This is a genomic window from Altericroceibacterium indicum (assembly GCF_009828105.1).
Lineage (GTDB): Bacteria > Pseudomonadota > Alphaproteobacteria > Sphingomonadales > Sphingomonadaceae > Altericroceibacterium > Altericroceibacterium indicum.
The window spans coordinates 449,384-469,986 of the sequence record NZ_WTYQ01000001.1; the positions used below are offsets into that span (position 1 = coordinate 449,384).

Below are 20,603 nucleotides of genomic sequence, written 5' to 3' on the forward strand. Positions count from 1 at the left end.
GCCGTTCAGGCGGCGTGAGCAGGCTGAAGGTAGTCAAGAATAGTGGCCAGTTCAGAGCGCAAATCCTTACGATGAACAACGCGATCAACCATGCCGTGTTTATGCAGATATTCAGCACGCTGGAAGCCATCGGGAAGCTGTTCCCGGATCGTTTCCTGTATCACCCGTTGCCCTGCAAAACCGATCAATGCACCCGGTTCAGCAATCTGAACATCGCCGAGCATTGCATAGCTGGCGGTAACGCCACCAGTTGTGGGGTCACTCAGCACTACGATATAGGGCAGGCCTGCTTCGCGCAAACGGCGGGTCATCACCGTGGCTTTGGGCATCTGCATCAGGCTCAAAATGCCCTCTTGCATACGTGCTCCACCAGCAGCCGTGACCACTATATATGCAGAGCGATCCCGTAGCGCGCGTTCTGCGCCTTGGCAGAAGGCTTCACCCACTGCCATGCCCATGGACCCAGCCATGAACATGAAATCCTGCACACCCACCACAGCCTTGCGGCCTTCAATGGTGCCTGCGCCGACTGAGAAAGCATCGTTATGTGCGCTCTTTGCGCGAGCCTGCTTCAGACGATCCGTATAGCGCTTGCTGTCACGGAACTTGAGCGGATCTTCTTTCACAACCGGTTGGGCAAGAAGATCATAGCCAGCATCGAGAAGCTGGTTCAGGCGAGCGTCTGCACCAATCCGGCCATGGTAATCACAGCGCGGGCAGACATAGAGATTCTCTTCATATTCCTTGGAGAAAATCATCTGCGAACAATTGGGACATTTGGTCCAAAGATGATCGGAGGTTTCTCGCTTGGAGCCAAAGGGGAGCGAATTGCGGACGCGGTTTAACCAGCTCATGCCGCTGTTTCCTTTCGCGCATTATGGACTGCTTCGGCGAGCGAAGCTGTCAGTTCACGGATCGCATCGGGGGCATTGGCCCCGTGCTCTCCAACAAGTTTTACCAAGGCAGAACCAACCACCACACCATCTGCCACTCTCGCAATAGCAGCGGCTTGTTCCGGAGTACGTACTCCAAAACCCACCGCAATGGGAAGATCGCTGGCAGCTTTCAGCGCGGCAACGGCTTCATCGATAGAGCCGGTGGCAGCTTGCTGCACCCCGGTGATCCCGGCAACGGAGACGTAATAGAGGAAACCGCCTGAGCCATTCAGCACGGCTGGAAGCCTCTTTGCATCAGTGGTTGGCGTGGCGAGCCGAATCGGTGCGATGCCGGCATTGCGCAATGCTGGTCCAAGGGCAGCATCTTCTTCTGGCGGAATGTCCACGCAGATCACGCCATCGACACCTGCCTTGGCAGCTTCTGCAGCAAACCATTCAGGCCCGCGGCGGACCATCGGATTGGCATAGCCCATCAAAACCAGTGGAATGTCTGGATGGCGCGCACGGAAGTCTGCCGCGATTTGCATCACATCGGCGGTTGTGGTGCCATTGGCGAGGGAGCGAAGGTCGGCCGCCTGAATGTCAGGGCCGTCAGCCATGGGGTCAGTGAAGGGCATACCTAATTCGATGACATCGGCGCCGCCCTCCACCAAAGCATCAAGGTTAGCGGCAGTGTCGCCATCGCCAGCGGTCAGAAAGCAGACGAGGGCCGGGTGGCCCTTGGCAAAGGCCTTGGCGATGCGCGTCATATCTTGGCCCCCAAGGCTTCTGCCACAGTGAAGATATCTTTGTCTCCGCGTCCGCAAAGATTGGCGAGGATGATCTGATCCCGGTCCATTTCCTTGGCGCGTTTGGCGACTTCGGCAATGGCATGGGAAGGTTCCAGCGCGGGAATGATCCCTTCCGTGCGGCAGAGAAGCTGGAAAGCGTCCAGCGCTTCATCATCGGTGATCGATGTGTAATCGACCCGGCCCGATTCCTTGAGCCATGAATGTTCGGGGCCGATGCCAGGATAATCAAGCCCTGCGCTGATGGAATGCGCTTCAGCGATCTGGCCATCCTCATCCTGCAACAGATAGGTTTTGTTGCCGTGCAAAATACCGGGAAAGCCACCAGCAAGGCTGGCTGCATGTTGCTTGTCGAGGCCATGGCCTGCCGCTTCAACACCCAGCATCTTGACGCTTGGATCATCGAGGAAGGGGTGGAACAGGCCGATCGCATTCGAGCCACCACCAATTGCAGCCACCAGCAAATCGGGCAAACGGCCCGTCCGCTTTTGCATCTGTTCACGCGCTTCACGGCCAATCACCGATTGGAAGTCACGCACCAGTTCAGGATAGGGATGCGGGCCTGCGGCAGTGCCGATGATGTAGAATGTGTCATGCACATTGGCGACCCAGTCGCGCAGTGCTTCGTTCATTGCATCTTTCAGCGTGCGGGCACCGCTTTGCACCGGCACCACTTCGGCACCCAGCAGTTTCATGCGAAAGACGTTGGGTTGCTGACGCTCGACATCCGTTGCGCCCATATAGATGACGCAAGGCAGGCCAAAGCGCGCGCAGACAGTTGCTGTGGCGACACCATGCTGGCCAGCCCCTGTTTCGGCGATGATCCGGGTCTTGCCCATGCGGATCGCAAGCAGGATCTGCCCGATGCAATTGTTGATCTTATGAGCGCCAGTGTGGTTCAACTCGTCCCGCTTGAACCAAACCTGTGCCCCTTTGCCTTCAGGTGCGCTTTCGCGCAGCTTTTCGGTCAGCCGTTCGGCGTAATAAAGCGGGCTAGGGCGGCCGACATAATGTTCGAGCAGATCGTCGAACTCTTCATGAAAGGCCGGGTCAACCTTGGCCGCCCGATATTCGCGCTCCAGATCGAGAATCAGGGGCATGAGCGTTTCAGCGACATAGCGCCCACCAAAATCGCCAAAATGCCCGCTGTCATCGGGTTGATTGCGGAAGGAGTTGAGTTTTTCGGTCATATTAACCCAGCCGCTTTGCAGAAAGCTGCGATTCTGTCCACGTCCTTGATGCCGGGGGCACTTTCAACGCCGGACGATGTATCGACCAAAGGCGCACCGGTGAGCCTGATGGCGTCGGCAACATTGCCGGGGTTGAGCCCCCCGGCAAGGCCCCAGGGTGTTTGCCCGCGATAGGCGGACAGTAATGACCAGTCAAAGCTGAGCCCCATTCCGCCCGGAAGTGCGCCTTTGGGTGTTTTGGCATCGAACAGGAACAGATCAGCTGCCCCCTGATATTTGGCTGCACGGTTAACGTCGTCAGGGCTGGAAACTGGCAGAGCTTTCCACACTGGCAAGCCGAAAGCCGCTTTGACCTGAGCGGTGCGTTCCGGTGTTTCAGACCCGTGGAGCTGGATGGCATCCAGTTGGCCTGCTGTGACTGCTTCCCTCAACAGGTCGTCATTCGGATCTACGAACAGGCCGACCTTGGCAATATGGCCATGAGCGCGGCTGGCCAAGATTGCAACTTCGCGAATTGTGACATTACGGGGGGATTTCGAGAAAAACACGAACCCAACATAATTAGCGTGGGCTTGGATTGCAGCATCAAGCGCGAGAGCACTGGAAATACCGCAAATCTTGATTTCAGAAGGCATCTTTGCGCTTTCTACAGGCTATAGGCCGAGTATTTCAAGCAATCAGCACACGCCTTTTTGCGTTACCTTTGTCTGTGCGGAAGCTCAGAGCGTTGCTTCGATTTCACGAGCAGCGGCCGCCGGGTCTTCGGCACGGCTGATCGGGCGGCCTACCACCAATACGCTCGCGCCATTATCGCGCGCTTCACGTGGTGTGACAGTCCGCTTCTGATCTCCAGTGGCATGAGATGCAAGGCGCAGGCCCGGAACGACATGAAAGCCATGCTTCCACTGTTTGTGGACTGCGCTAATCTCCTGCCCTGAGCAAACAATGCCGTCGAGCCCAGACTTTTCTGCCAGTTCGGCGAGGCGCATCACGTGGTCATGCGGTGTGCCACCGATGCCTGTATTGATCAAATCGTTCTGATCGAGGCTGGTCAGCATGGTGACTGCGACCACTCTGCATTGTTCGCCAGCCGCGGCCTTGGCATCTTCCATCATGGCGCGCCCACCACTTGCGTGAACGGTGACGATGGCAGGTTTCAGCACGTTGATAGACTGCATGGCACTCGCCACAGTATTGGGAATATCGTGTAGTTTTAGGTCAAGAAAGATCGGCAGCCCAAGTTCGGCAATCTGATGAACGCCTTGCGGCCCGTGGGCACAGAAGAATTCCAGGCCAAGTTTCAACCCGCCAACATGCGGCCCCACACTTTGGGCAAGCGCTTTTGCAGCGTCAATCTGGGGAACATCAAGCGCGAGGAAAACAGGATTTGTCATGCGGGATCTTGCTTATCGTTGGTTGGATTGCCGGCAAGCACTGATTTGACCGAAGGGCTGGCATCTGCCGTTTGATAGCCGACCTTGGGAGCTACTTCTTCAGTTACAGTGGTAGAGCTTGTCGCTGGTAGTACTGGAGCGGAAGCGGCGGCTGCATTACGTGCTGCATTCTCAAGCGAGGAAATTCGGCGCTGATGCTGCCATTTGCTGCCACGATGTACCAGCCACATCGGGACAAGGCCGGTCAGGAAAGCGATGACAACAAGAGCAGGAGTGCGTGTCTCAAGGATGAGACCATCCCAGATTTTTACTTCAACCGGTTTCCAATTGAAGTAAGAGAAGAAGACGAGCGCGACCATGATCACAACCCAGATGATCGTGCGGATAATTCTCATGACGGTTGTCTCCTGATGTCCTCTCGCGCCGAAACTACCCGTCACGGCGCGAGAAAGAAAGCCTGAGTTCTAAACCAGGCTTTCCAGGCGGATATGGTTTAACCAAAAACGCGACTGAAAATCGTGTCCACTTCCTTGAAGTGATAATCGAGATCGAACTTTTCTTCGAGTTGCTCATCGCTCAGCGCAGCTTTCACTTCCTCATCCGCTTTGAGCAGTTCGAGGAGTGAGAGTGTGCCGTCGCTTTCCCAGACCTTCATCGCATTGCGCTGCACGAGACGATAAGCGTCTTCGCGGCTAACACCAGCCTGTGTTAGAGCCAGAAGCACACGCTGGGAGTGCACCAGACCACCCATCTTATCGAGGTTCTTGCGCATCCGTTCCGGGTAAACCAGCAGCTTATCGACCACATTGGTGAGGCGGCCCAGCGCGAAGTCGAGCGTGATACAGGCATCGGGACCGATATAGCGTTCGACCGAAGAGTGCGAAATATCACGCTCATGCCACAGCGCGACATTTTCCATTGCTGGCAGAGCGTAAGAACGGATCATGCGGGCAAGGCCAGTCAGATTTTCCGTCAGCACCGGGTTGCGCTTATGCGGCATGGCGCTGGAACCCTTCTGGCCGGGAGAGAAATATTCCTCTGCTTCGAGAACTTCGGTGCGTTGCAGGTGGCGCACTTCAACCGACAGGCGTTCGATTGAGCTGGCGATGACACCAAGGGTCGCAAAGAACATCGCATGGCGATCACGCGGAATAACCTGCGTGGAGACAGGCTCAATCTTGAGGCCAAGTGCATCGGCAACATGCTGTTCCACTGAAGGGTCGATATTGGCGAAAGTGCCTACAGCACCCGAGATGGCGCAAGTCGCGATTTCTTCCCGCGCTGCGACAAGGCGAGCGCGGTTGCGTGAGAATTCAGCGTAGGCTTCAGCCATTTTGAGGCCAAAAGTGACGGGCTCTGCGTGAATGCCGTGGCTGCGGCCGATGGTCGGTGTGTATTTATGCTCTTCTGCGCGGCGCTTGATAGCGGCAAGCAGCAGGTCGAGGTCTTGCAGCAACAGGTCTGCCGAGCGGGCAAGCTGCACAGCAAGAGTTGTGTCCAGCACGTCCGAACTGGTCATGCCCTGGTGCATGAAGCGCGCTTCATCGCCGACATTTTCCGCAACCCAGGTGAGGAAGGCGATCACGTCATGCTTGGTGACCGCTTCAATCGCGTCAATAGCATCGACGTCGACTGTGGGGTTGGTGTTCCACCATGCCCACAGCGCTTCAGCGGCGCTTTTTGGGACAACGCCCAATTCACCCAGCTTTTCGGTCGCATGGGCTTCGATTTCAAACCAGATGCGATATTTCGCTTCCGGCTCCCAGATAGCAGTCATTTCCGGGCGGGCGTAGCGAGGGACCATGAGTAACTCCGAAAAGCGTGTCGTTGAGAATTAAGGATTGGTTGCGCGGCTAGTCTGACATGGCCGCGATGGCAAGGCTTTGGGCGATGGCGAACATATCAAATCAATCCCTTCGCTCGTAAGGATACATGCCCTTCGCGCCCGACAATGACATGATCGTGGATCGAAATACCCAATAATCTGCCTGCTTCAGCGATACGATTGGTGATCTGAATGTCAGCCTTGCTGGGTTCTGGATTACCACTGGGATGATTATGAACGAGAATGAGCGCGCTTGCGCCAATCTCCATGGCTTTGTGGATCACTGTACGAGGGTGAATAGTTGCCTCGTCCACTGTTCCATCTCCCAGATGATGATCGAGAATAAGGCGATTTTTATTGTCGAGATAGAGGATGCGGACGCGCTCCACTGTCAGATGGGCCATATCGATGGCTAAATAATCAAGTAGTGCCTGCCAACTTCCTAAAACTGGTTTTTCCTGCATTTCACTACGGGCCATGCGCCGGGCGGCAAGCGCGACGATTTTTAATGAAGCTGCGCTGACTTCGCCCATGCCATTTTCACTGGCGAGCGCTTTCCAATCTGCATTCAACACCCGTGAAAGGGAGCCAAACCGGGCGATGAGTGCCTTGGCAGTGGCCTTGGTATCCCCGCGTGGGCGTGCGGCGAAAAGGAGATATTCCAGCACTTCATAGTCTGCGAGTGCTTCAGCGCCGCCTTCCAGCAAACGCTGGCGCAATCTTGCTCGATGGCCAGTGCCGGAATGTTTGGGCGTGGTCGTCAGGGGAGGGGTGCTGTCTGACATTCATCAATCCACTCTCTGGTCTCTGGCCGTATTTTTTCGCTTTATATACGAGCTTTATCAAAGTTGGATTGCCTTTAGCGATTCTTCCGCGCAAGTGTCGCCCGATGCCGCCACATGGTCAGGATCGGGACAATCAGGCGAAGGATAGCCTAACCAAACGCCATTTTTGGCGATGGTTTGCTGCTGTTTGCCTGTTTCTTATCTCTGCAGTGCTTCTGGTCACATGGGTGAATCGGGAGACGATTGTCGATGGATTGATCACAAGTCAGCTCAAATCCATGGGGCTTGATGCAAGCTATGAGATCGAGGAAATCGGCCCGCGTCGGCAGGTGCTACGGCATGTCGTGATCGGTGATCCTGCTAAACCTGACTTGACGCTTGACCGTGCCGTTGTTCTGATCAGCCCGCGTTTTGGCATTCCCGGCATTGATGAGATTGATTTGGAGGGGCTGCGCCTTTTCGGTTCCTACCGTAAGGGTAGTCTAAGCTTTGGAGCGCTGGACCCAGTGCTCTTTTCTGGTGATGGCGGCTCTTTTGAATTTCCGGACTATCGGTTGAAACTGGATGATGCGCGGGCGAAAATCGAGACTGATTACGGCAATGTCGGCGTAAAGCTGTCGGGCGCTGGCAATTTGCGCAGTGGTTTTGCTGGCGAACTGGCCGCTGTAGCGCCGCAGCTCGATGCCAAAGGCTGCCAACTGGACCGCGTATCGCTTTACGGCAAAGTTGGAATCGATTCGCAGCAGCCTGTATTCAAAGGGCCGCTCCGGTTGGAGAGAGCACATTGTAAAGCGCTCGATCTCAATCTGAATGCGCTGGCAATGCAGCTTGACCTAAAAGTCGATAAAAGCCTGAAAGGAATAGAAGCTGAAGGCAGTGTAAGCGGTAAAGTGCTGAAATTCAGTGATTATCACGCGCGAAACTTGGGTGGCGCACTGCGGTTTACTTTTCGCAATACCGATATAACGGCACATTACGATGTCGGCGTAGGTCAAGTGATCACGCCTCAGGTGCTGGCGGACAAGCTTTCGGTCGATGGAGAGTTGCGGACCCGCCAAAAATTCCGCCAGATTGCCCTGTCAGGGGAGATCGACGGTAAGGGCGTTCGTCTTGGCGATGATTATAAATCTCTGCTCCAGCAGGCCGGGCAATCCAGCCAGAAGACGATGTTGGGGCCCATTTTTGCCCGGATCGACGGAGAGTTGGCAAAGCAGACGCGCAACAGTTCTTTGACTGCCGACTTCAAGGTTCAGCGCGATGACAATGTTGCAAGCCTGGTCGTGCCGCGGGCAAGTCTGCGCAGTTCCGATGGCGCAACATTATTGTCCCTATCACGATTTCAGATGGGCCTTTCATCATCTGGAACGCCTCGCTTGTTCGGCAACTTTGCGACTGGGGGTGACGGGCTTCCTCGTATCGCCGGGCGGATGGAGCGCCTGGCATCAGGCAAAGCTTATCTGCGCCTTCGGATGAACCGTTATGAAGCGGATGGCGGCAGTATTGCCTTGCCCCAATTGCTTGTTACCCAATCGGCAGACGGCCCGATTGGATTTAGTGGCGCAATTCTGGCGGATGGGGCTTTGCCGGGCGGCTTCACCAAGGCGCTGGAAGTTCCACTTTCCGGGAGTTGGTCATCATCGCAAGGCCTGTCCTTGTGGCGAAAATGTGCCGAATTGCGCTTTGACCGGCTTGAATTGGCAAGCCTCGCATTTGATCATGAACGCCTGCAACTCTGTCCATCGAGAGGGGAACCGATTTTGCGTTACGGCAAGGACGGTTTGAAGGTTGCAGCTGGAACACCATCAATCGACTTAAGCGGAACTCTTGGTGAAACGCATATTGCTATCGAAGGTGGGCCGCTCGGTATCGCCTATCCTGGCACTGTTTCAGCGCAAGATGTTACAGTAACGCTCGGCCCTGATGAGGCGGCCAATCGCTTCCAGCTCAGTGATTTTATAGCCCATATCGACAATAAAGTTAGCGGGCAATTTGCTGGCGCAGACGTCAAACTTGCGGCTGTTCCTCTCGATATCATCCAAGCGGGCGGGGACTGGAAATATACCGATGGTATCCTTCATCTGGAGCAAGGGCACTTTCGCCTGAAGGATCGGGCATCGCCCCATCGCTTTGAACCGCTTGTCTCACACGGGGCAGAACTAACACTGAATGATAACCTCATTACAGCACATGCAGACCTGTTTGAACCAACCAGTCAGCGCTTGGTAACGAAACTGTCCATCCGGCATGATCTGGGCAATGGCAGCGGCCAGGCTGATATCAAGGTGCCGGGCCTTGTTCTGGACAAGGATCTTGAAATTACGAAGCTCACGCCACTTGCGCTGGGTGTGGTTGCTAATGTCGTTGGTGTGGTGACAGGTGATGGCCGGATCGACTGGAATGACAAAGGTGTTACCAGCTCAGGCCGTTTTTCTAGCTCTGCACTGGATTTTGCCGCTCCATTCGGGCCTGTTCAGGGCGTTTCCGGCACGCTGGTTTTCACTGACCTGCTGGCGCTGACCACGGCGCCCGATCAGCAAATTACCATCGCTTCGGTTAATCCGGGTATTGAAGTCTATGACGGCAAAGTCGATCTTCAACTGCGTGATGCGACCTATCTGGATGTGAAGGGAGGCGTATGGCCGTTTCTTGGCGGCACGCTGCAACTGGACCCTGTGACAGTCACCTTTGGTAAAGATGAAATACGGCGCTACACCTTTCATATCCGGGGGTTGGATGCTGCACGCTTCATCGAACAGATGGACCTTGGTAATCTCAATGCGACAGGCACTTTTGATGGTCAGTTGCCTGTGGTTTTTGAAGGTGAGACTGGCCGCATTGAAAATGGGTTGCTGGTTTCAAGGCCTCCGGGCGGCAATGTTTCTTATGTCGGGGAGCTCACTTATGAAGACCTGTCGACAATGGCGAACTTCGCTTTCAACACACTGCGTTCACTTGATTATTCGCAGATGCGCATTGCTGTTGATGGTGACCTGACAGGCGAGCTTGTAACGCGAGTGCGCTTTGATGGCGTCAAACAGGGTAAAGGCGCGAAAAGTAATTTCATTACGCGCAGGATTGCCCGCCTGCCGATCCGGTTTGACGTCAATATCCGTGGCCGGTTCTACAAACTGCTGGGATCACTGCGTTCGCTCTATGACCCTACTGCTGTGCGTGACCCGCGCGAATTGGGTCTGCTGAATAGTGACGGGACAATTATACGACATCAGACTTCGGGTGAGGCTGAAGAAAAGACAGATGGGGCAGAAATGAATGGCAAAAAAACCATTCAGCCCCCCGAAAGCGAGGAAATGCCATGATGCATGCCAGATCGAATGACCGGCTGCCGCCAAACAGATTGCCAGGCTTTCTTTTCAGGCACAGTGCGGTGACAAACGGAATGCTGGCGCTCAGTGCGATGTCGCTCGGCGGGTGTATCTCGGTCAATGCACCGGAGAAGCCGATCGTCATCGAGTTGAATATCAACATTACGCAGGAAGTAATATATCGTCTGGCAGAAGATGCTGGAAACACGATTAAGGAAAATTCTGACATTTTCTGAAATGTCTGTCAGATCATATTGGCAACAGGATGCAAATGATGGCGAAAACAGAACGCAAATGGACACGATCAGCGCTTATGAGCGCGATGGCTGCTGTCGCTCTTGGCGCTGTGGCTAGCCCTGCCATGGCTCAGCGAGACCCGGCCTACGAAAAGGCGCGCGCATCAGGGCAAGTCGGTGAAAAAACCGATGGGTACCTTGGTATAGTCGGGGCTGGGTCCAGCGAATTGCGGGCCATGGTTGATGACATCAACATCCGCCGCCGTGCAGTTTATGCAGATAAAGCCAAGGCTGCCAACGCAACCCTGCAGGAATATGCTTTTACTGCAGGCTGTCTGGCGATTGCACGGACAGATATTGGTGAAAAATACCAGGCGCCAAGTGGCGAATGGAAAACACGCACAAGCGCTGCGCCAGATCGCGATTCGCGTTGCCCATAAACCTGCCTGTGTTGCATTAAAGTATCTCTCAAGCGCTCTCAGCCGGTTGACTTGAAAACACCCCCCGCCTAAGGGGACGGCGCCCTCGGCGAGGAGCATGTTTGCTTGTGCCGTTTTCTCCTTTAAGGAGTACGGTTATGAGTGAAAAGAAACTCGCAGAGGACCCCATCGGCGAGGATGCGCGCATCGACACGCTTGATGAGCGGCTTAAAGCTGCTCGAGAGCGGGAAGATAAACGCAACCAGCCACGAGCGAAGGGTGCAGATGCGAGCTATCGCATGGGCAACCGGGTTCTTGCGGAATTGCTGGGGGGTCTGATAGGTGGTGCTGCGATCGGTTGGGTGATCGACCTGGTAGCTGGTACAGAGCCTTGGGGACTGTTGGGAATGCTAGCCCTTGGGGTTATCGTTGCCTTCAGGAATATAATACGGATTTCGAGCCGACCTCCTGAATAGTCCTAACGGATTCGGGAGGTTGAGTTTTAGGCGTTTAGGGTAGGGACGCGATCAAGTGGCAGCCGATCAAGCCAAAATTGACCCGATGCACCAGTTTGCGATTCAACCGCTTTTCGGTTCGCAACATTGGGAGCTCGCAGGGTATAATATTGCTTTCACAAACAGCGCGTTGTGGATGGGCATCGCTGCCCTTGCGCTGTGGATATTTGTGTTTGGCGGCATGAAGCGTCAGCTGGTTCCGGGCCGCTGGCAAATGGCGGTGGAAAGCTTCACCGGTTTCGTCGATGATATGCTCGAAGCAAATATCGGCAAAGCCGGGCGCAAATATGTGCCTTATGTTTTCTCGCTCTTCATGTTCATCCTCTTTGCCAACTTGCTGGGTCTTGTCCCGCTTGGCGTTGTGGGTGTTCATCCCTTCACCTTTACCAGCCATTTCACAGTAACCGGCATCTTTGCACTGATCTCCTTTTCGATTGTGCTGATCGTCGGCTTTGCGAAGCATGGCTTGCGCTTTTTCTCTCTTTTCATTCCGCATGGCACGCCTGTGCTGATGATGCCGCTGATCTTTTTTGTTGAACTGGCGAGCTTCATGGTGCGCCCGTTCAGCCTTGCGCTGCGTTTGTTTGTCGCCATGATGGCTGGTCACCTTTTGCTGGAAGTGCTGTCGAGCTTTGTCATCGCCGGCTTCAATAACGGCCTGTTGACCAGCGTGATTGTTGTGATCCCGACCTTCCTGTTGATGATCGCGATTTGCGCATTGGAGATCCTGGTTGCTGGCATCCAGGCATATGTTTTCGCATTGTTGACTTCGCTTTATATCAATGACGCTGAAAATCTTCACTGAGTTTGAGAACCAACCTAGTTACACGAATTAAACAAAGGAGTTTAGTAATGGACGCAGAAGCTGCAAAGCTGCTCGGTGCTGGCCTTGCCGCGATTGGCGCAGGCATTGCCTCGCTGGGTGTGGGTAATGTTTTCGCCAAGTTCCTCGAAGGTGCACTTCGTAACCCAGGTGCTGCAGACGCGCAGCAGGGTCGCCTGTTCATCGGCTTTGCTGCCGCTGAACTTCTTGGCCTGCTGTCGTTCGTTGTCGCGATCATCCTGCTTTTCGTCGCTTAACACCGACTGATTGCACTGACAGAGCCGGCCGGATGATCATTCCGGCCGGACCTCTCAATTTGTTCCCGCACATATTCGGATGTGACCGATGCCCCAGATAGCACAGCTCGCTGATACATATTCGAGTCAGATATTCTGGCTTCTGGTCTTCTTTGGCCTAGTCTTCTTTCTTGTTGGGCGCGGTATGGTGCCTAAGGTGATGGACACTGTAGCGCAGCGTGACAGCCAAATTTCGGCTGACCTCGCGGCTGCTGAAGCTGCTCGCAATGAGGCCGATACTCAGGAAAAAGCCTGGCGCCAGCGGGAAAATGAAAATCGTGCTCAAGCGCATGCTATGGTGAATGAAGCCAAGGATAAAGCCGCGCATGAGACCGAAGAGAAATTGGCTGCTGCTCAGCAGCAGATCGATGCGCAACTTGCAGAAGCTGAACACCGCATTGAAACTGCCCGTTCGGCGGCTGAAACTGAAATTCAAGCTGTTGCCAGTGATGCTGCTCAAGACATCGTCTTGCGCCTTACCGGTATGCAGATCGCTGAAGCCAGCGCTTCGGCCGCGGTCAGGAAAGCTATGATCCATGGCTAATGCGCCCGAAACCATTTTTACGACGCAGGATACACCCGTGGAAACACATGCTACCGTTGAACATGACGTGACCGTGCATGAAGAACCCACCGCTTTTGGCCTTCAGGCTTTTCAGTGGGTTTCCGTTTCCATGCTGGTTCTGCTGATCATCGCTTTTGCGGTCGGCAAGGTTCATAAGGCCATTGGTGGTGGCCTTGATTCCCGCATTCAAACCATCCGTGAACAGCTTGATGAAGCGAAGAAACTTCGCGCAGAAGCTGAGGTTTTGCGGCAGGAATATGCCGATAAAATTGCCGGCGCGCAGAAAGATGCAGAAGCTATGCTGGAACATGCCCGGACGGAGGCTTCCGCCATTGTCGAGCGTGCCCGGACTGATACGGAAGCAATGATTATCCGCCGTCAGCAAATGGCCGAAGACAAGATTGCTGCTGCTGAACGCGGTGCAATTGAAGATCTTCGTGCAGAGGCTGCTTCGGCTGCTGCACTGGCAGCGCGGGGGCTGATCGCTGAAAATTATCAGGCTGAAACGGACCGTCAGAAAGTGGATGAAACCATCGCAGCTTTGTGATCGGTTTAGACTGTAAGCAATTGATAAAAGGCGGCTTTCAGGCCGCCTTTTTCATGTCCGGAGCAGCTTCCGATAACGGACACACAGCGTGACACAAGGGTGCCTGAAAGCCGTCTAAAGGTTCAGAAGCTGTCCTTAGCGGCTCTGAGAGCGGCAAAAGTCTCATCAGGCTGAGTGCCGCCCCAGCGGGCCTGCATTTGGGGGACATCTGACCTCAGGAATGGATTGGTTTCCAACTCTCGGCCCAACAATGTTGGAACCGTCGGCTGACCCTTCGCCCGCTTGTTGGAAATCTCTTGCACATATTCGGCAAGCGCCCTGTTTTCCGGATCAGCATGAAGCGCGAACTTCGCATTGGCCGCAGTATATTCATGCGCGCAATAAATCAGCGTATTGCTGGGAAGGGTTTTGAGCCGTGAGAGGCTTTCCCAGAACTGAGGAGCGGTGCCTTCAAACATGCGGCCGCAACCCAGCGCAAAAAGCGAATCGCCTACGAAGGCCATTTCAGCTTCGGGCAAAAAATATGCGATGTGGCCAAGCGTGTGGCCGCCGACATCAATCACCTGTGCGGCGTAATTTCCAATCATCACCTGATCGCCGCCGCTTACTGTTCGATCAATTCCCGCAATCTTAGCTGCATCGCCAGCCGGTGCGGTGATGGAGCAGCCAGTTGCGGCCTTGATCGCTTCATTGCCGCCAGCGTGATCGGGGTGCCAGTGGGTGTTCCAGATTTGCGTGATCGCCCAGCCTTTTGCCTTGGCTTCGCGCAGATATGCATTGGCATCGGGTGTATCGATGCAGACGGTTTCTCCACTGGCATTGTCATGCAGCAGGAAGCCGTAATTATCGGACAGGCAAGGGAATTGGTGGATGGTGAGAGTAGTCATGAGCCGTCAGTTCCTCGCTGATATGTTTTGAGCCCGGTGGGCAGGGTGATCCAGCTATGCTGATCCTGCGCCCAGACAGCCCGCAATGGCGCGGGGAAGGTTGGATCGGCAAAAGCGCCCACCGGAATGCCCAGCAGGTCGGGTTTGCGCTTGAGCTTGACGTAGAGTGTGCTGCCGCATTGCGGGCAGAAGCCATTGGTGAGTTCGCTACCGGTTGCCGTCCTGCGCGAAAATTCCTTTGCCTCGCCCGTCACTTCCACAGCATCGCGCTGGAAATAGGCTGCAAGGCCAAATGGGGAGCCAGAACGTTTCTGGCAATCGCTGCAATGGCACAGCACCGTCTGATGCTCTGCCCCCGGTTTGATGGCGGCGGAAAGGACACCGCATTGGCAGCTTGCGTGGCGGGGTTTGTCCATCCCTCCAATCTAATCCCTGTTACCCATAAGAAAAGGCCCGGCAACCGAAGCTGCCGGACCTTTCTCAAAAACCCTTGAAGGGGCAGGGGACCTTAGTCGTCCTGCTGCTTCAGTGCTTCGCTGAGGATGTCGCCAAGTGATGCGCCCGAATCGGACGAACCATACTGAGCCACAGCCTGCTTTTCTTCGGAGATCTGCATCGCCTTGATGGAGAAGTTTGGCTTCTTCGAACGATCGAAGCCAGTGACCATCGCATCGACCTTCTGGCCGGTCTGGAAGCGATCAGGACGCTGTTCGTCACGATCACGGCCAAGATCCGAGCGCTTGATGAAGCCGGTTGCGCCATCTTCGCCAACCTGAACTTCGAGGCCGCCATCGCGAACTTCGAGAACGGTGACGGTGACGATGGCACCGCGCTTCAGCGAATCGGATGCGCCAGCGGCTGCCGGTGCGCCCTTCTCAAGCTGCTTCATGCCGAGGCTGATGCGTTCCTTCTCAACGTCCACGTCGAGAACAACGGCTTCAACTTCTTCACCCTTACGGTGCAGGGCAAGAGCGTCTTCACCCGAGATGCCCCAAGCGATGTCGGACATGTGGACCATGCCGTCCACGTCGCCATCGAGGCCGATGAACAGACCGAATTCGGTCGCATTCTTGACTTCGCCCTTGACGTTCGAACCCACCGGATGCTTGTCGGCGAATTCTTCCCAAGGATTGCGCTGAGCCTGCTTGAGGCCGAGGCTGATGCGGCGCTTTTCGGCGTCCACTTCGAGCACAACCACTTCGACTTCCTGCGATGTCGAAACGATCTTGCCGGGGTGAACGTTCTTCTTCGTCCAGCTCATTTCGGAAACGTGAACCAGGCCTTCGATGCCAGCTTCGAGTTCCACGAAAGCACCATATTCGGTGATGTTGGTAACCTGACCGGAAACCTTCATGCCCACCGGATATTTGGCGCCAACGCCTTCCCATGGATCGCTTTCAAGCTGCTTCATGCCGAGGCTGATGCGCTGCGTGTCAGCATTGATGCGGATGATCTGAACAGTGGCGCTGTCACCAATGTTGACCACTTCACCTGGGTGATTGACGCGCTTGTAGCTCATGTCGGTGACATGCAGCAGGCCGTCAATGCCGCCCAGATCAACGAAGGCACCGTAATCGGTGATATTCTTCACAACGCCTTCGATAACCTGACCTTCAGCCAGCTTGTCGATCAGTTCGCTGCGCTGTTCGGCGCGGGTTTCTTCCAGAACGGCACGACGCGAAACGACGATATTGCCGCGGCGACGGTCCATCTTGAGGATCTGGAAAGGCTGCGGCATGTCCATCAGCGGGGCAACATCGCGCACGGGGCGGATATCGACCTGGCTGCCGGGCAGGAAGGCCACGGCACCGTCGAGATCAACAGTGAAGCCGCCCTTGACGCGGCCGAAGATGCGGCCTTCGACGCGCTTGCCTTCGCCAAATTCGCTTTCCAGCTTGTCCCATGCAGCTTCGCGACGTGCACGGTCGCGGCTGAGCATGGCTTCACCGTCAGCATTTTCAACGCGGTCAACGAAAACTTCGACTTCAGCGCCAACGCTCAGGCCGTGATCGTCTTCACCACGCATGAATTCTTTAAGAGAGATGCGGCCTTCGCTCTTGAGGCCGACATCGACGAGCGCCATGCCGTTTTCGATTGCGGTAACGGTGCCCTTAACGACGCGGCCTTCAAAGCCACCATCGTCAGCCGAGCCAAGCTGTTCGTCGAGTAGAGCCGCGAAATCATCGCGGGTTGGGTTTGGCGAAGTTGCCATAGAAAATGGGTTCCTAACACTATTATATTCCGGCCAAGCGGTTGTCTCCGCTGGTCTTTTGGCCGAACTGCCCACATGACCGGACGCCATTGCAGGCGTTCTTGGAGCGTGTGGCTTGATTGGGAAACTGGCTAAGGGCGTGAGCATCGCTGAGGTGTAAACCGGCGAGGGCGCATATCCGCATGTATCTTGAAAGACCGTCTCACGCGGCCCTGCCATTTCCGAAGCGGGCCACAAACCCGTCGAACGGGGCGCGCATAAGCGATTATGTTGGGAAATGCAAGGTTTGGGTGATTTTCGGGGTGAGGCTTGGCTGTTTCTCTGGATTCCCGCCTGCGCGGGAATGACGAAGGTTTGGGTGCAGGGGGCGTATGGCTGCTGTTGAGAGGCTTGGTGTGTCCCCCCATATCGTCATTCCCGCGAAGGCGGGAATCCAGTCACTGTCTGAACTGCATGCAGGCTCTCATCTTTATGCCCATGTGTGTGACAATCAATGCTATGCCGGATCAGTGCTTCTGACGAGAGAATGACCCTATCCTATGCCGTTCCTTAGTCTCACTCGCCTGCGTATTCGCTCACTTCGCTTTATGCCGGGCTTTGGCTTTTACGCATTGAAGACCACCACTCAAACGCGCCGGGCAGAAGGTTTTTTGAAGGGTGCATTGCAGAAGGTTTTTTGAAGGGTGCATTATTGCCAGATCGTCAGCGGACGTTCTGGACCATGACGCTTTGGCGCGATGAAAGCGATATGCGGGCGTTCATGAAAAGCGGGGCACATGCCAAAGTCATGCCCAGGCTCATGCATTGGTGTGATGAAGCCAGCGTGGTGCATTGGCATCAGGAGACGCAGGCTTTGCCGGATTGGACTGAAGCAGACGCCCGGATGCGGGAAGCGGGCAGGCCATCAAAAGTGCTTCACCCAACGCCTCAGCATCGTGAATTGCGCTATCGCGCACCGCGAACTACCCGTTCGACTCCCATTTCACCGCGGGGTGAATAGCAGTAACGCTTTATTGCGCCGCTTCCACCACCTCGATCGCTGCCTGAATAGCGTCATCCTTACCCAAGGCGCTGGTGTCGATCAGATAGGCATCGCGGGCGGGAATAAGTGGCGCTTGTGTACGATTGCGGTCGCGCAGGTCGCGGGCTTCGAGATCTTGCGCAATGGCGTTGAGGGTGACCGTCTCGCCGCGCGCCTGCATTTCGAGAAAGCGGCGCTTTGCGCGGGCTTCGACACTGGCGGTGATGAACAGCTTTACCTTGGCTTCGGGGGCGATCACCGTGCCGATGTCGCGCCCGTCCAGCACTGCGCCGCCAGCCTGAGTGGCAAAGGCGCGCTGACGTTCGAACAGGGCCTGGCGGACTTGTGGGTGGACCGAAACTTTACTGGCGAGGCCACCGGTTTCCTCTGAGCGCAAGATGGCTTCGCCCAGCAGGCTTTCCGGGAAAGCGCAGGCGGCAAGGGCATCTGCTGGATCATCCGGATTGCCGCCGTTCAGCACCACTTGCCGCCCGACCGCGCGATAAAGCAGTCCGGTGTCGAGATGGGGCAGGCCGAAATGCGCAGCGAGGGCTTTGGCGATGGTGCCTTTGCCCGAAGCAGTGGGGCCATCAACTGCGATAATCATGCCTGGCGGTCCTCTATCGGATTGGCTTTGGTGATGTGGGCCTGTTTACGCTCTCGCAAAGCGCGAAACAGGCCATAGATCGCAATTGCACCCCAAAAAAACTCCAGCGTCAGCGACGCCGGATTGGTGTTCACCAGCAGAGATACCGTCAGCAGCAAGGCGCCCGTCAGATTAACCCCATGCTGGATGAAGGGGTTGGGAGCGGCTTTCATTGTGCCATAGCCATAGGCAAAGATAATGCAGAACATGCCTGCAAAGCCGAAGATATTGGCGGTTGCGGGAGACATTAGCCGGCCTGCAACTGGTCAAACAGGGGCTGGAAATTGGGGAAGCTGGTGGCGATGGGGCGCGTGTCATCCACCATAATTCCGCCTTGTGTGACAAGGCCTGCCACGGCCATGCTCATGGCAATGCGGTGATCGAGGTGGGTGGTGACCGGGGCATTAGCCCCTCCGGCCAGTGGTGCGCCGCCGGTGCCCTGGATGGTCAGCCCATCTTCCTGTTCGGTGATCTGCGCGCCCGATGCGATGAGCGCGGTGGCCATAGCGCTGAGGCGGTCCGATTCCTTGACCCGCAATTCATCGAGGCCCGAGGTAATGGTGGTGCCCTCTGCCACGCTGGCGGCAACGAAGAGGATGGGAAATTCGTCAATCATGCTTGGTGCGATGGCGGGATCGACGACAATACCCTTCAGCGCGGAATGACGGACGCGGAGGTCTGCCACTGGTTCGCCGCCCACTTCGCGTGGGTTCACCTCTTCGATACTGCCGCCCATCTGGCGCAGCACCTCAAACAATCCGGCGCGGGTGGGGTTGAGGCCGACATTCTCGATCAGCACATCGCTTCCCGGCACGATCAGCGCGGCCACGGCAAAGAAGGCGGCGGAGGAGGGGTCTCCCGGTACGGCGATGGTCTGCGGTTGCAGCTCTGCTTCGCCGCGAATGGAAATGACACGCTCGCCATTTTCTTCCTCAACCCACAGATCCGCCCCAAAGCCTTTGAGCATCCGTTCCGTATGGTCACGGGTGGGGACAGGTTCGATCACGCGGGTGATGCCTGCGGTGTTAAGGCCAGCGAGCAGGATGGCACTTTTGACCTGTGCCGAGGCGACTGGCAGGCGGTAGGTGATCGGCACGGCCGGGCTGATCCCGCGCAGCATCAGCGGCAATGTGCCGCCAGGGCTGGTGGTGAATTCTGCCCCCATTTGCGATAAGGGTTCGCTCACCCGGCCCATCGGGCGCTTGGAGAGACTGGCATCGCCAATGAAGCAGGCGGTGATCGGGTGGCTGGCCACCAGGCCCATCAGCAAACGGGTGGACGTGCCGCTATTGCCCATATCCAGCGCTTCGCCCGGTTGCAGCAAGGAGCCGACTCCGACGCCATCGATGGACCATTCGCCTTCGCCGGAGCGGGTGATGGTGGCTCCCATGGATCGCAACGCGGCCGCGGTTGCCATCACATCTTCGCCTTCCAGCAGGCCGGTGACAGTCGTTTCGCCTACCGCCAGCGCGCCAAACATCAGCGAGCGGTGGCTGATGGATTTGTCTCCGGGCACGCGGATCGTGCCTTTGAGGGCACCTGCCGGCGAGAAGCGGCGGGGCTGCATGGCGTTTTCGGCGGAGGAAGAATGGGACACAGGCGTTCTATCTTTGTTATAAGGAGATGAGGGGCGGCTTTTGACAGCGCGATTGCCCTATGGCAAGGCGCGCCAGCCTGTGATGGAAGCTCATGATCATCCTTGTGATTGAGGTGCTTGATTCTGGAGCGATCTGTCACCATCAAGTCAGACTAAGTTTTGCGCGCGCGCCGAGAAGGTGCTGCCAGTTTAAGGATAATGGAATGGTCAAGGCTGAATGGGGGTCCAAGCGTAGCTGCCCGAAATGCGGCGAACGCTTTTACGATCTGACCAAGGACGAGCCGGTCGTCTGCATTGAATGCGGCAATGAATGGTATCCTGAGCCGGTGCTCAAATCCAAGCAGCCGGTCCCGTTTGAAGAAGAAAAGTCCAAGAAGGAAGAGCCGGATTCGGATCTTGCAGATGATGATCTGGAAGATATCGATGACGATGATGATTCGCCCGATAATGATGTCGATCTTGGCGGCGATGATGATCTCGGCGTTTCCAGTTCGAAGGATGACGATGAAGACGAAAACTGATCGTCACGCATTTTGCTGAATATATCCGGCCCTGCCTGTGAAGGCGGGGCCGTATTGTTTCTGGCCAAGTGATAATTTCAGCGAAAAGTCTGAAATTTGTCAAAAAGGCTCTTGCCA

The 20,603-nt window shown here is 55.9% G+C and carries 25 protein-coding genes; 11 read left to right on the forward strand and 14 right to left on the reverse strand.

The window, feature by feature from the left end:
- Window positions 1-5: 5 nt before the first annotated feature.
- The 8 genes from accD to radC form a co-directional block, all read right to left on the reverse strand.
- Window positions 6-854: an acetyl-CoA carboxylase, carboxyltransferase subunit beta gene (gene accD / locus GRI39_RS02265; protein WP_160738061.1), complete on the reverse strand. Its 849-nt coding sequence runs from the start codon at window positions 852-854 to the stop codon at window positions 6-8.
- Window positions 851-1,645: a tryptophan synthase subunit alpha gene (gene trpA, locus GRI39_RS02270; RefSeq protein WP_160738062.1), complete on the reverse strand. Its 795-nt coding sequence runs from the start codon at window positions 1,643-1,645 to the stop codon at window positions 851-853. Before trpA ends, accD begins: the two co-directional genes overlap by 4 nt.
- The gene (gene trpB, locus GRI39_RS02275; protein ID WP_160738063.1) at window positions 1,642-2,874 is read right to left on the reverse strand and encodes a tryptophan synthase subunit beta; all 1,233 of its coding nucleotides are present in this window, start codon (window positions 2,872-2,874) and stop codon (window positions 1,642-1,644) included. Before trpB ends, trpA begins: the two co-directional genes overlap by 4 nt.
- Complete coding sequence (locus GRI39_RS02280; protein ID WP_160738064.1) at window positions 2,871-3,509, reverse strand: phosphoribosylanthranilate isomerase; 639 nt, start codon at window positions 3,507-3,509, stop codon at window positions 2,871-2,873. The genes trpB and GRI39_RS02280 overlap by 4 nt, the downstream gene beginning before the upstream one ends.
- Window positions 3,510-3,593: 84 nt before the next feature.
- Window positions 3,594-4,268 (reverse strand): orotidine-5'-phosphate decarboxylase, encoded by a 675-nt coding sequence (gene pyrF, locus GRI39_RS02285; RefSeq protein ID WP_160738065.1) that lies wholly within the window; start codon window positions 4,266-4,268, stop codon window positions 3,594-3,596.
- Entirely contained in the window at window positions 4,265-4,663 is a 399-nt protein-coding gene (locus GRI39_RS02290; protein WP_160738066.1) for a LapA family protein, read from the reverse strand. Before GRI39_RS02290 ends, pyrF begins: the two co-directional genes overlap by 4 nt.
- 98 nt (window positions 4,664-4,761) lie before the next feature.
- Window positions 4,762-6,072 (reverse strand): adenylosuccinate lyase, encoded by a 1,311-nt coding sequence (gene purB / locus GRI39_RS02295; RefSeq protein ID WP_160738067.1) that lies wholly within the window; start codon window positions 6,070-6,072, stop codon window positions 4,762-4,764.
- A 98-nt stretch (window positions 6,073-6,170) separates the two neighbouring features.
- A complete protein-coding gene (gene radC, locus GRI39_RS02300) occupies window positions 6,171-6,878 on the reverse strand; it encodes a RadC family protein (RefSeq protein ID WP_160738068.1) in 708 nt (235 codons plus the stop codon).
- A gap of 104 nt (window positions 6,879-6,982) precedes the next feature.
- Here radC and GRI39_RS02305 point away from each other — a divergent pair, with 104 nt between their 5' ends.
- The 8 genes from GRI39_RS02305 (at window position 6,983) to GRI39_RS02340 (ending at window position 13,602) form a co-directional block, all read left to right on the forward strand.
- A complete protein-coding gene (locus GRI39_RS02305) occupies window positions 6,983-10,195 on the forward strand; it encodes an intermembrane phospholipid transport YdbH family protein (RefSeq protein ID WP_160738069.1) in 3,213 nt (1,070 codons plus the stop codon).
- Window positions 10,192-10,437, forward strand: coding sequence for a YnbE family lipoprotein (locus GRI39_RS02310; protein ID WP_246204831.1), 246 nt, complete (start codon window positions 10,192-10,194; stop codon window positions 10,435-10,437). The genes GRI39_RS02305 and GRI39_RS02310 overlap by 4 nt, the downstream gene beginning before the upstream one ends.
- 38 nt (window positions 10,438-10,475) lie before the next feature.
- Window positions 10,476-10,877 (forward strand): YdbL family probable chaperone protein, encoded by a 402-nt coding sequence (locus GRI39_RS02315; RefSeq protein ID WP_160738070.1) that lies wholly within the window; start codon window positions 10,476-10,478, stop codon window positions 10,875-10,877.
- Between the two features lie 137 nt (window positions 10,878-11,014).
- A complete protein-coding gene (locus GRI39_RS02320; RefSeq protein WP_160738071.1) occupies window positions 11,015-11,332 on the forward strand; it encodes an AtpZ/AtpI family protein in 318 nt (105 codons plus the stop codon).
- A 55-nt stretch (window positions 11,333-11,387) separates the two neighbouring features.
- Window positions 11,388-12,176, forward strand: coding sequence for a F0F1 ATP synthase subunit A (locus GRI39_RS02325; protein WP_343033274.1), 789 nt, complete (start codon window positions 11,388-11,390; stop codon window positions 12,174-12,176).
- Window positions 12,177-12,223: 47 nt separating this feature from the next.
- A complete protein-coding gene (locus GRI39_RS02330; RefSeq protein ID WP_160738072.1) occupies window positions 12,224-12,451 on the forward strand; it encodes a F0F1 ATP synthase subunit C in 228 nt (75 codons plus the stop codon).
- Window positions 12,452-12,539: 88 nt separating this feature from the next.
- Window positions 12,540-13,034: a F0F1 ATP synthase subunit B family protein gene (locus tag GRI39_RS02335; RefSeq protein ID WP_160738073.1), complete on the forward strand. Its 495-nt coding sequence runs from the start codon at window positions 12,540-12,542 to the stop codon at window positions 13,032-13,034.
- Window positions 13,027-13,602, forward strand: a complete 576-nt coding sequence (locus tag GRI39_RS02340; protein WP_160738074.1) for a F0F1 ATP synthase subunit B family protein — start codon at window positions 13,027-13,029, stop codon at window positions 13,600-13,602. The genes GRI39_RS02335 and GRI39_RS02340 overlap by 8 nt, the downstream gene beginning before the upstream one ends.
- A gap of 122 nt (window positions 13,603-13,724) precedes the next feature.
- On the opposite strand, the gene gloB is transcribed toward GRI39_RS02340, so the two are convergent.
- The 3 genes from gloB to rpsA form a co-directional block, all read right to left on the reverse strand.
- Window positions 13,725-14,489 carry a hydroxyacylglutathione hydrolase gene (gene gloB / locus GRI39_RS02345; RefSeq protein ID WP_160738075.1) on the reverse strand — a complete coding sequence of 255 codons (765 nt, stop codon included), beginning with the start codon at window positions 14,487-14,489 and terminating at the stop codon, window positions 13,725-13,727.
- Window positions 14,486-14,905, reverse strand: coding sequence for a GFA family protein (locus GRI39_RS02350; RefSeq protein WP_160738076.1), 420 nt, complete (start codon window positions 14,903-14,905; stop codon window positions 14,486-14,488). The genes gloB and GRI39_RS02350 overlap by 4 nt, the downstream gene beginning before the upstream one ends.
- Before the next feature lie 92 nt (window positions 14,906-14,997).
- Window positions 14,998-16,701, reverse strand: coding sequence for a 30S ribosomal protein S1 (rpsA, locus tag GRI39_RS02355; RefSeq protein WP_160738077.1), 1,704 nt, complete (start codon window positions 16,699-16,701; stop codon window positions 14,998-15,000).
- 539 nt (window positions 16,702-17,240) lie between these two features.
- On the opposite strand from rpsA, the gene GRI39_RS02360 reads away from it, so the two are divergent.
- Together GRI39_RS02360 and GRI39_RS02365 are read left to right on the forward strand one after the other, a co-directional pair.
- Window positions 17,241-17,381 (forward strand): hypothetical protein, encoded by a 141-nt coding sequence (locus GRI39_RS02360; RefSeq protein WP_160738078.1) that lies wholly within the window; start codon window positions 17,241-17,243, stop codon window positions 17,379-17,381.
- An 11-nt stretch (window positions 17,382-17,392) separates the two neighbouring features.
- Complete coding sequence (locus GRI39_RS02365) at window positions 17,393-17,701, forward strand: DUF3291 domain-containing protein (protein ID WP_160738079.1); 309 nt, start codon at window positions 17,393-17,395, stop codon at window positions 17,699-17,701.
- A 10-nt stretch (window positions 17,702-17,711) separates the two neighbouring features.
- On the opposite strand, the gene GRI39_RS02370 is transcribed toward GRI39_RS02365, so the two are convergent.
- Genes GRI39_RS02370 through aroA form a run of 3 tightly spaced genes read right to left on the reverse strand, consistent with a single transcriptional unit; the run spans window position 17,712 to window position 19,935 of the window.
- Window positions 17,712-18,329 (reverse strand): (d)CMP kinase, encoded by a 618-nt coding sequence (locus GRI39_RS02370; protein ID WP_160738080.1) that lies wholly within the window; start codon window positions 18,327-18,329, stop codon window positions 17,712-17,714.
- Window positions 18,326-18,616, reverse strand: a complete 291-nt coding sequence (locus tag GRI39_RS02375) for a CBU_0592 family membrane protein (RefSeq protein ID WP_160738081.1) — start codon at window positions 18,614-18,616, stop codon at window positions 18,326-18,328. Before GRI39_RS02375 ends, GRI39_RS02370 begins: the two co-directional genes overlap by 4 nt.
- Window positions 18,616-19,935: a 3-phosphoshikimate 1-carboxyvinyltransferase gene (aroA, locus tag GRI39_RS02380; protein ID WP_160738580.1), complete on the reverse strand. Its 1,320-nt coding sequence runs from the start codon at window positions 19,933-19,935 to the stop codon at window positions 18,616-18,618. The genes GRI39_RS02375 and aroA overlap by 1 nt, the downstream gene beginning before the upstream one ends.
- A 233-nt stretch (window positions 19,936-20,168) precedes the next feature.
- On the opposite strand from aroA, the gene GRI39_RS02385 reads away from it, so the two are divergent.
- On the forward strand, window positions 20,169-20,486 hold the full coding sequence (locus GRI39_RS02385; protein WP_160738082.1) for a TIGR02300 family protein: 318 nt from the start codon (window positions 20,169-20,171) through the stop codon (window positions 20,484-20,486).
- The last annotated feature ends 117 nt before the right edge of the window (window positions 20,487-20,603 follow it).

Coding starts and splice junctions, on each gene's coding strand:
- GRI39_RS02375 (WP_160738081.1), bottom strand. CDS start 18,616: ATGTCTCCCGCAACCGCCAATATCTTCGGCTTTGCAGGCATGTTCTGC.
- GRI39_RS02310 (WP_246204831.1), top strand. CDS start 10,192: ATGATGCATGCCAGATCGAATGACCGGCTGCCGCCAAACAGATTGCCA.
- pyrF (WP_160738065.1), bottom strand. CDS start 4,268: ATGACAAATCCTGTTTTCCTCGCGCTTGATGTTCCCCAGATTGACGCT.
- purB (WP_160738067.1), bottom strand. CDS start 6,072: ATGGTCCCTCGCTACGCCCGCCCGGAAATGACTGCTATCTGGGAGCCG.
- aroA (WP_160738580.1), bottom strand. CDS start 19,935: ATGCAGCCCCGCCGCTTCTCGCCGGCAGGTGCCCTCAAAGGCACGATC.
- GRI39_RS02350 (WP_160738076.1), bottom strand. CDS start 14,905: ATGGACAAACCCCGCCACGCAAGCTGCCAATGCGGTGTCCTTTCCGCC.
- GRI39_RS02290 (WP_160738066.1), bottom strand. CDS start 4,663: ATGAGAATTATCCGCACGATCATCTGGGTTGTGATCATGGTCGCGCTC.
- gloB (WP_160738075.1), bottom strand. CDS start 14,489: ATGACTACTCTCACCATCCACCAATTCCCTTGCCTGTCCGATAATTAC.
- GRI39_RS02360 (WP_160738078.1), top strand. CDS start 17,241: ATGCCGTTCCTTAGTCTCACTCGCCTGCGTATTCGCTCACTTCGCTTT.
- trpA (WP_160738062.1), bottom strand. CDS start 1,645: ATGACGCGCATCGCCAAGGCCTTTGCCAAGGGCCACCCGGCCCTCGTC.
- radC (WP_160738068.1), bottom strand. CDS start 6,878: ATGTCAGACAGCACCCCTCCCCTGACGACCACGCCCAAACATTCCGGC.
- accD (WP_160738061.1), bottom strand. CDS start 854: ATGAGCTGGTTAAACCGCGTCCGCAATTCGCTCCCCTTTGGCTCCAAG.
- GRI39_RS02305 (WP_160738069.1), top strand. CDS start 6,983: ATGCCGCCACATGGTCAGGATCGGGACAATCAGGCGAAGGATAGCCTA.
- rpsA (WP_160738077.1), bottom strand. CDS start 16,701: ATGGCAACTTCGCCAAACCCAACCCGCGATGATTTCGCGGCTCTACTC.
- GRI39_RS02385 (WP_160738082.1), top strand. CDS start 20,169: ATGGTCAAGGCTGAATGGGGGTCCAAGCGTAGCTGCCCGAAATGCGGC.
- trpB (WP_160738063.1), bottom strand. CDS start 2,874: ATGACCGAAAAACTCAACTCCTTCCGCAATCAACCCGATGACAGCGGG.
- GRI39_RS02335 (WP_160738073.1), top strand. CDS start 12,540: ATGCCCCAGATAGCACAGCTCGCTGATACATATTCGAGTCAGATATTC.
- GRI39_RS02320 (WP_160738071.1), top strand. CDS start 11,015: ATGAGTGAAAAGAAACTCGCAGAGGACCCCATCGGCGAGGATGCGCGC.
- GRI39_RS02330 (WP_160738072.1), top strand. CDS start 12,224: ATGGACGCAGAAGCTGCAAAGCTGCTCGGTGCTGGCCTTGCCGCGATT.
- GRI39_RS02315 (WP_160738070.1), top strand. CDS start 10,476: ATGGCGAAAACAGAACGCAAATGGACACGATCAGCGCTTATGAGCGCG.
- GRI39_RS02370 (WP_160738080.1), bottom strand. CDS start 18,329: ATGATTATCGCAGTTGATGGCCCCACTGCTTCGGGCAAAGGCACCATC.
- GRI39_RS02340 (WP_160738074.1), top strand. CDS start 13,027: ATGGCTAATGCGCCCGAAACCATTTTTACGACGCAGGATACACCCGTG.
- GRI39_RS02280 (WP_160738064.1), bottom strand. CDS start 3,509: ATGCCTTCTGAAATCAAGATTTGCGGTATTTCCAGTGCTCTCGCGCTT.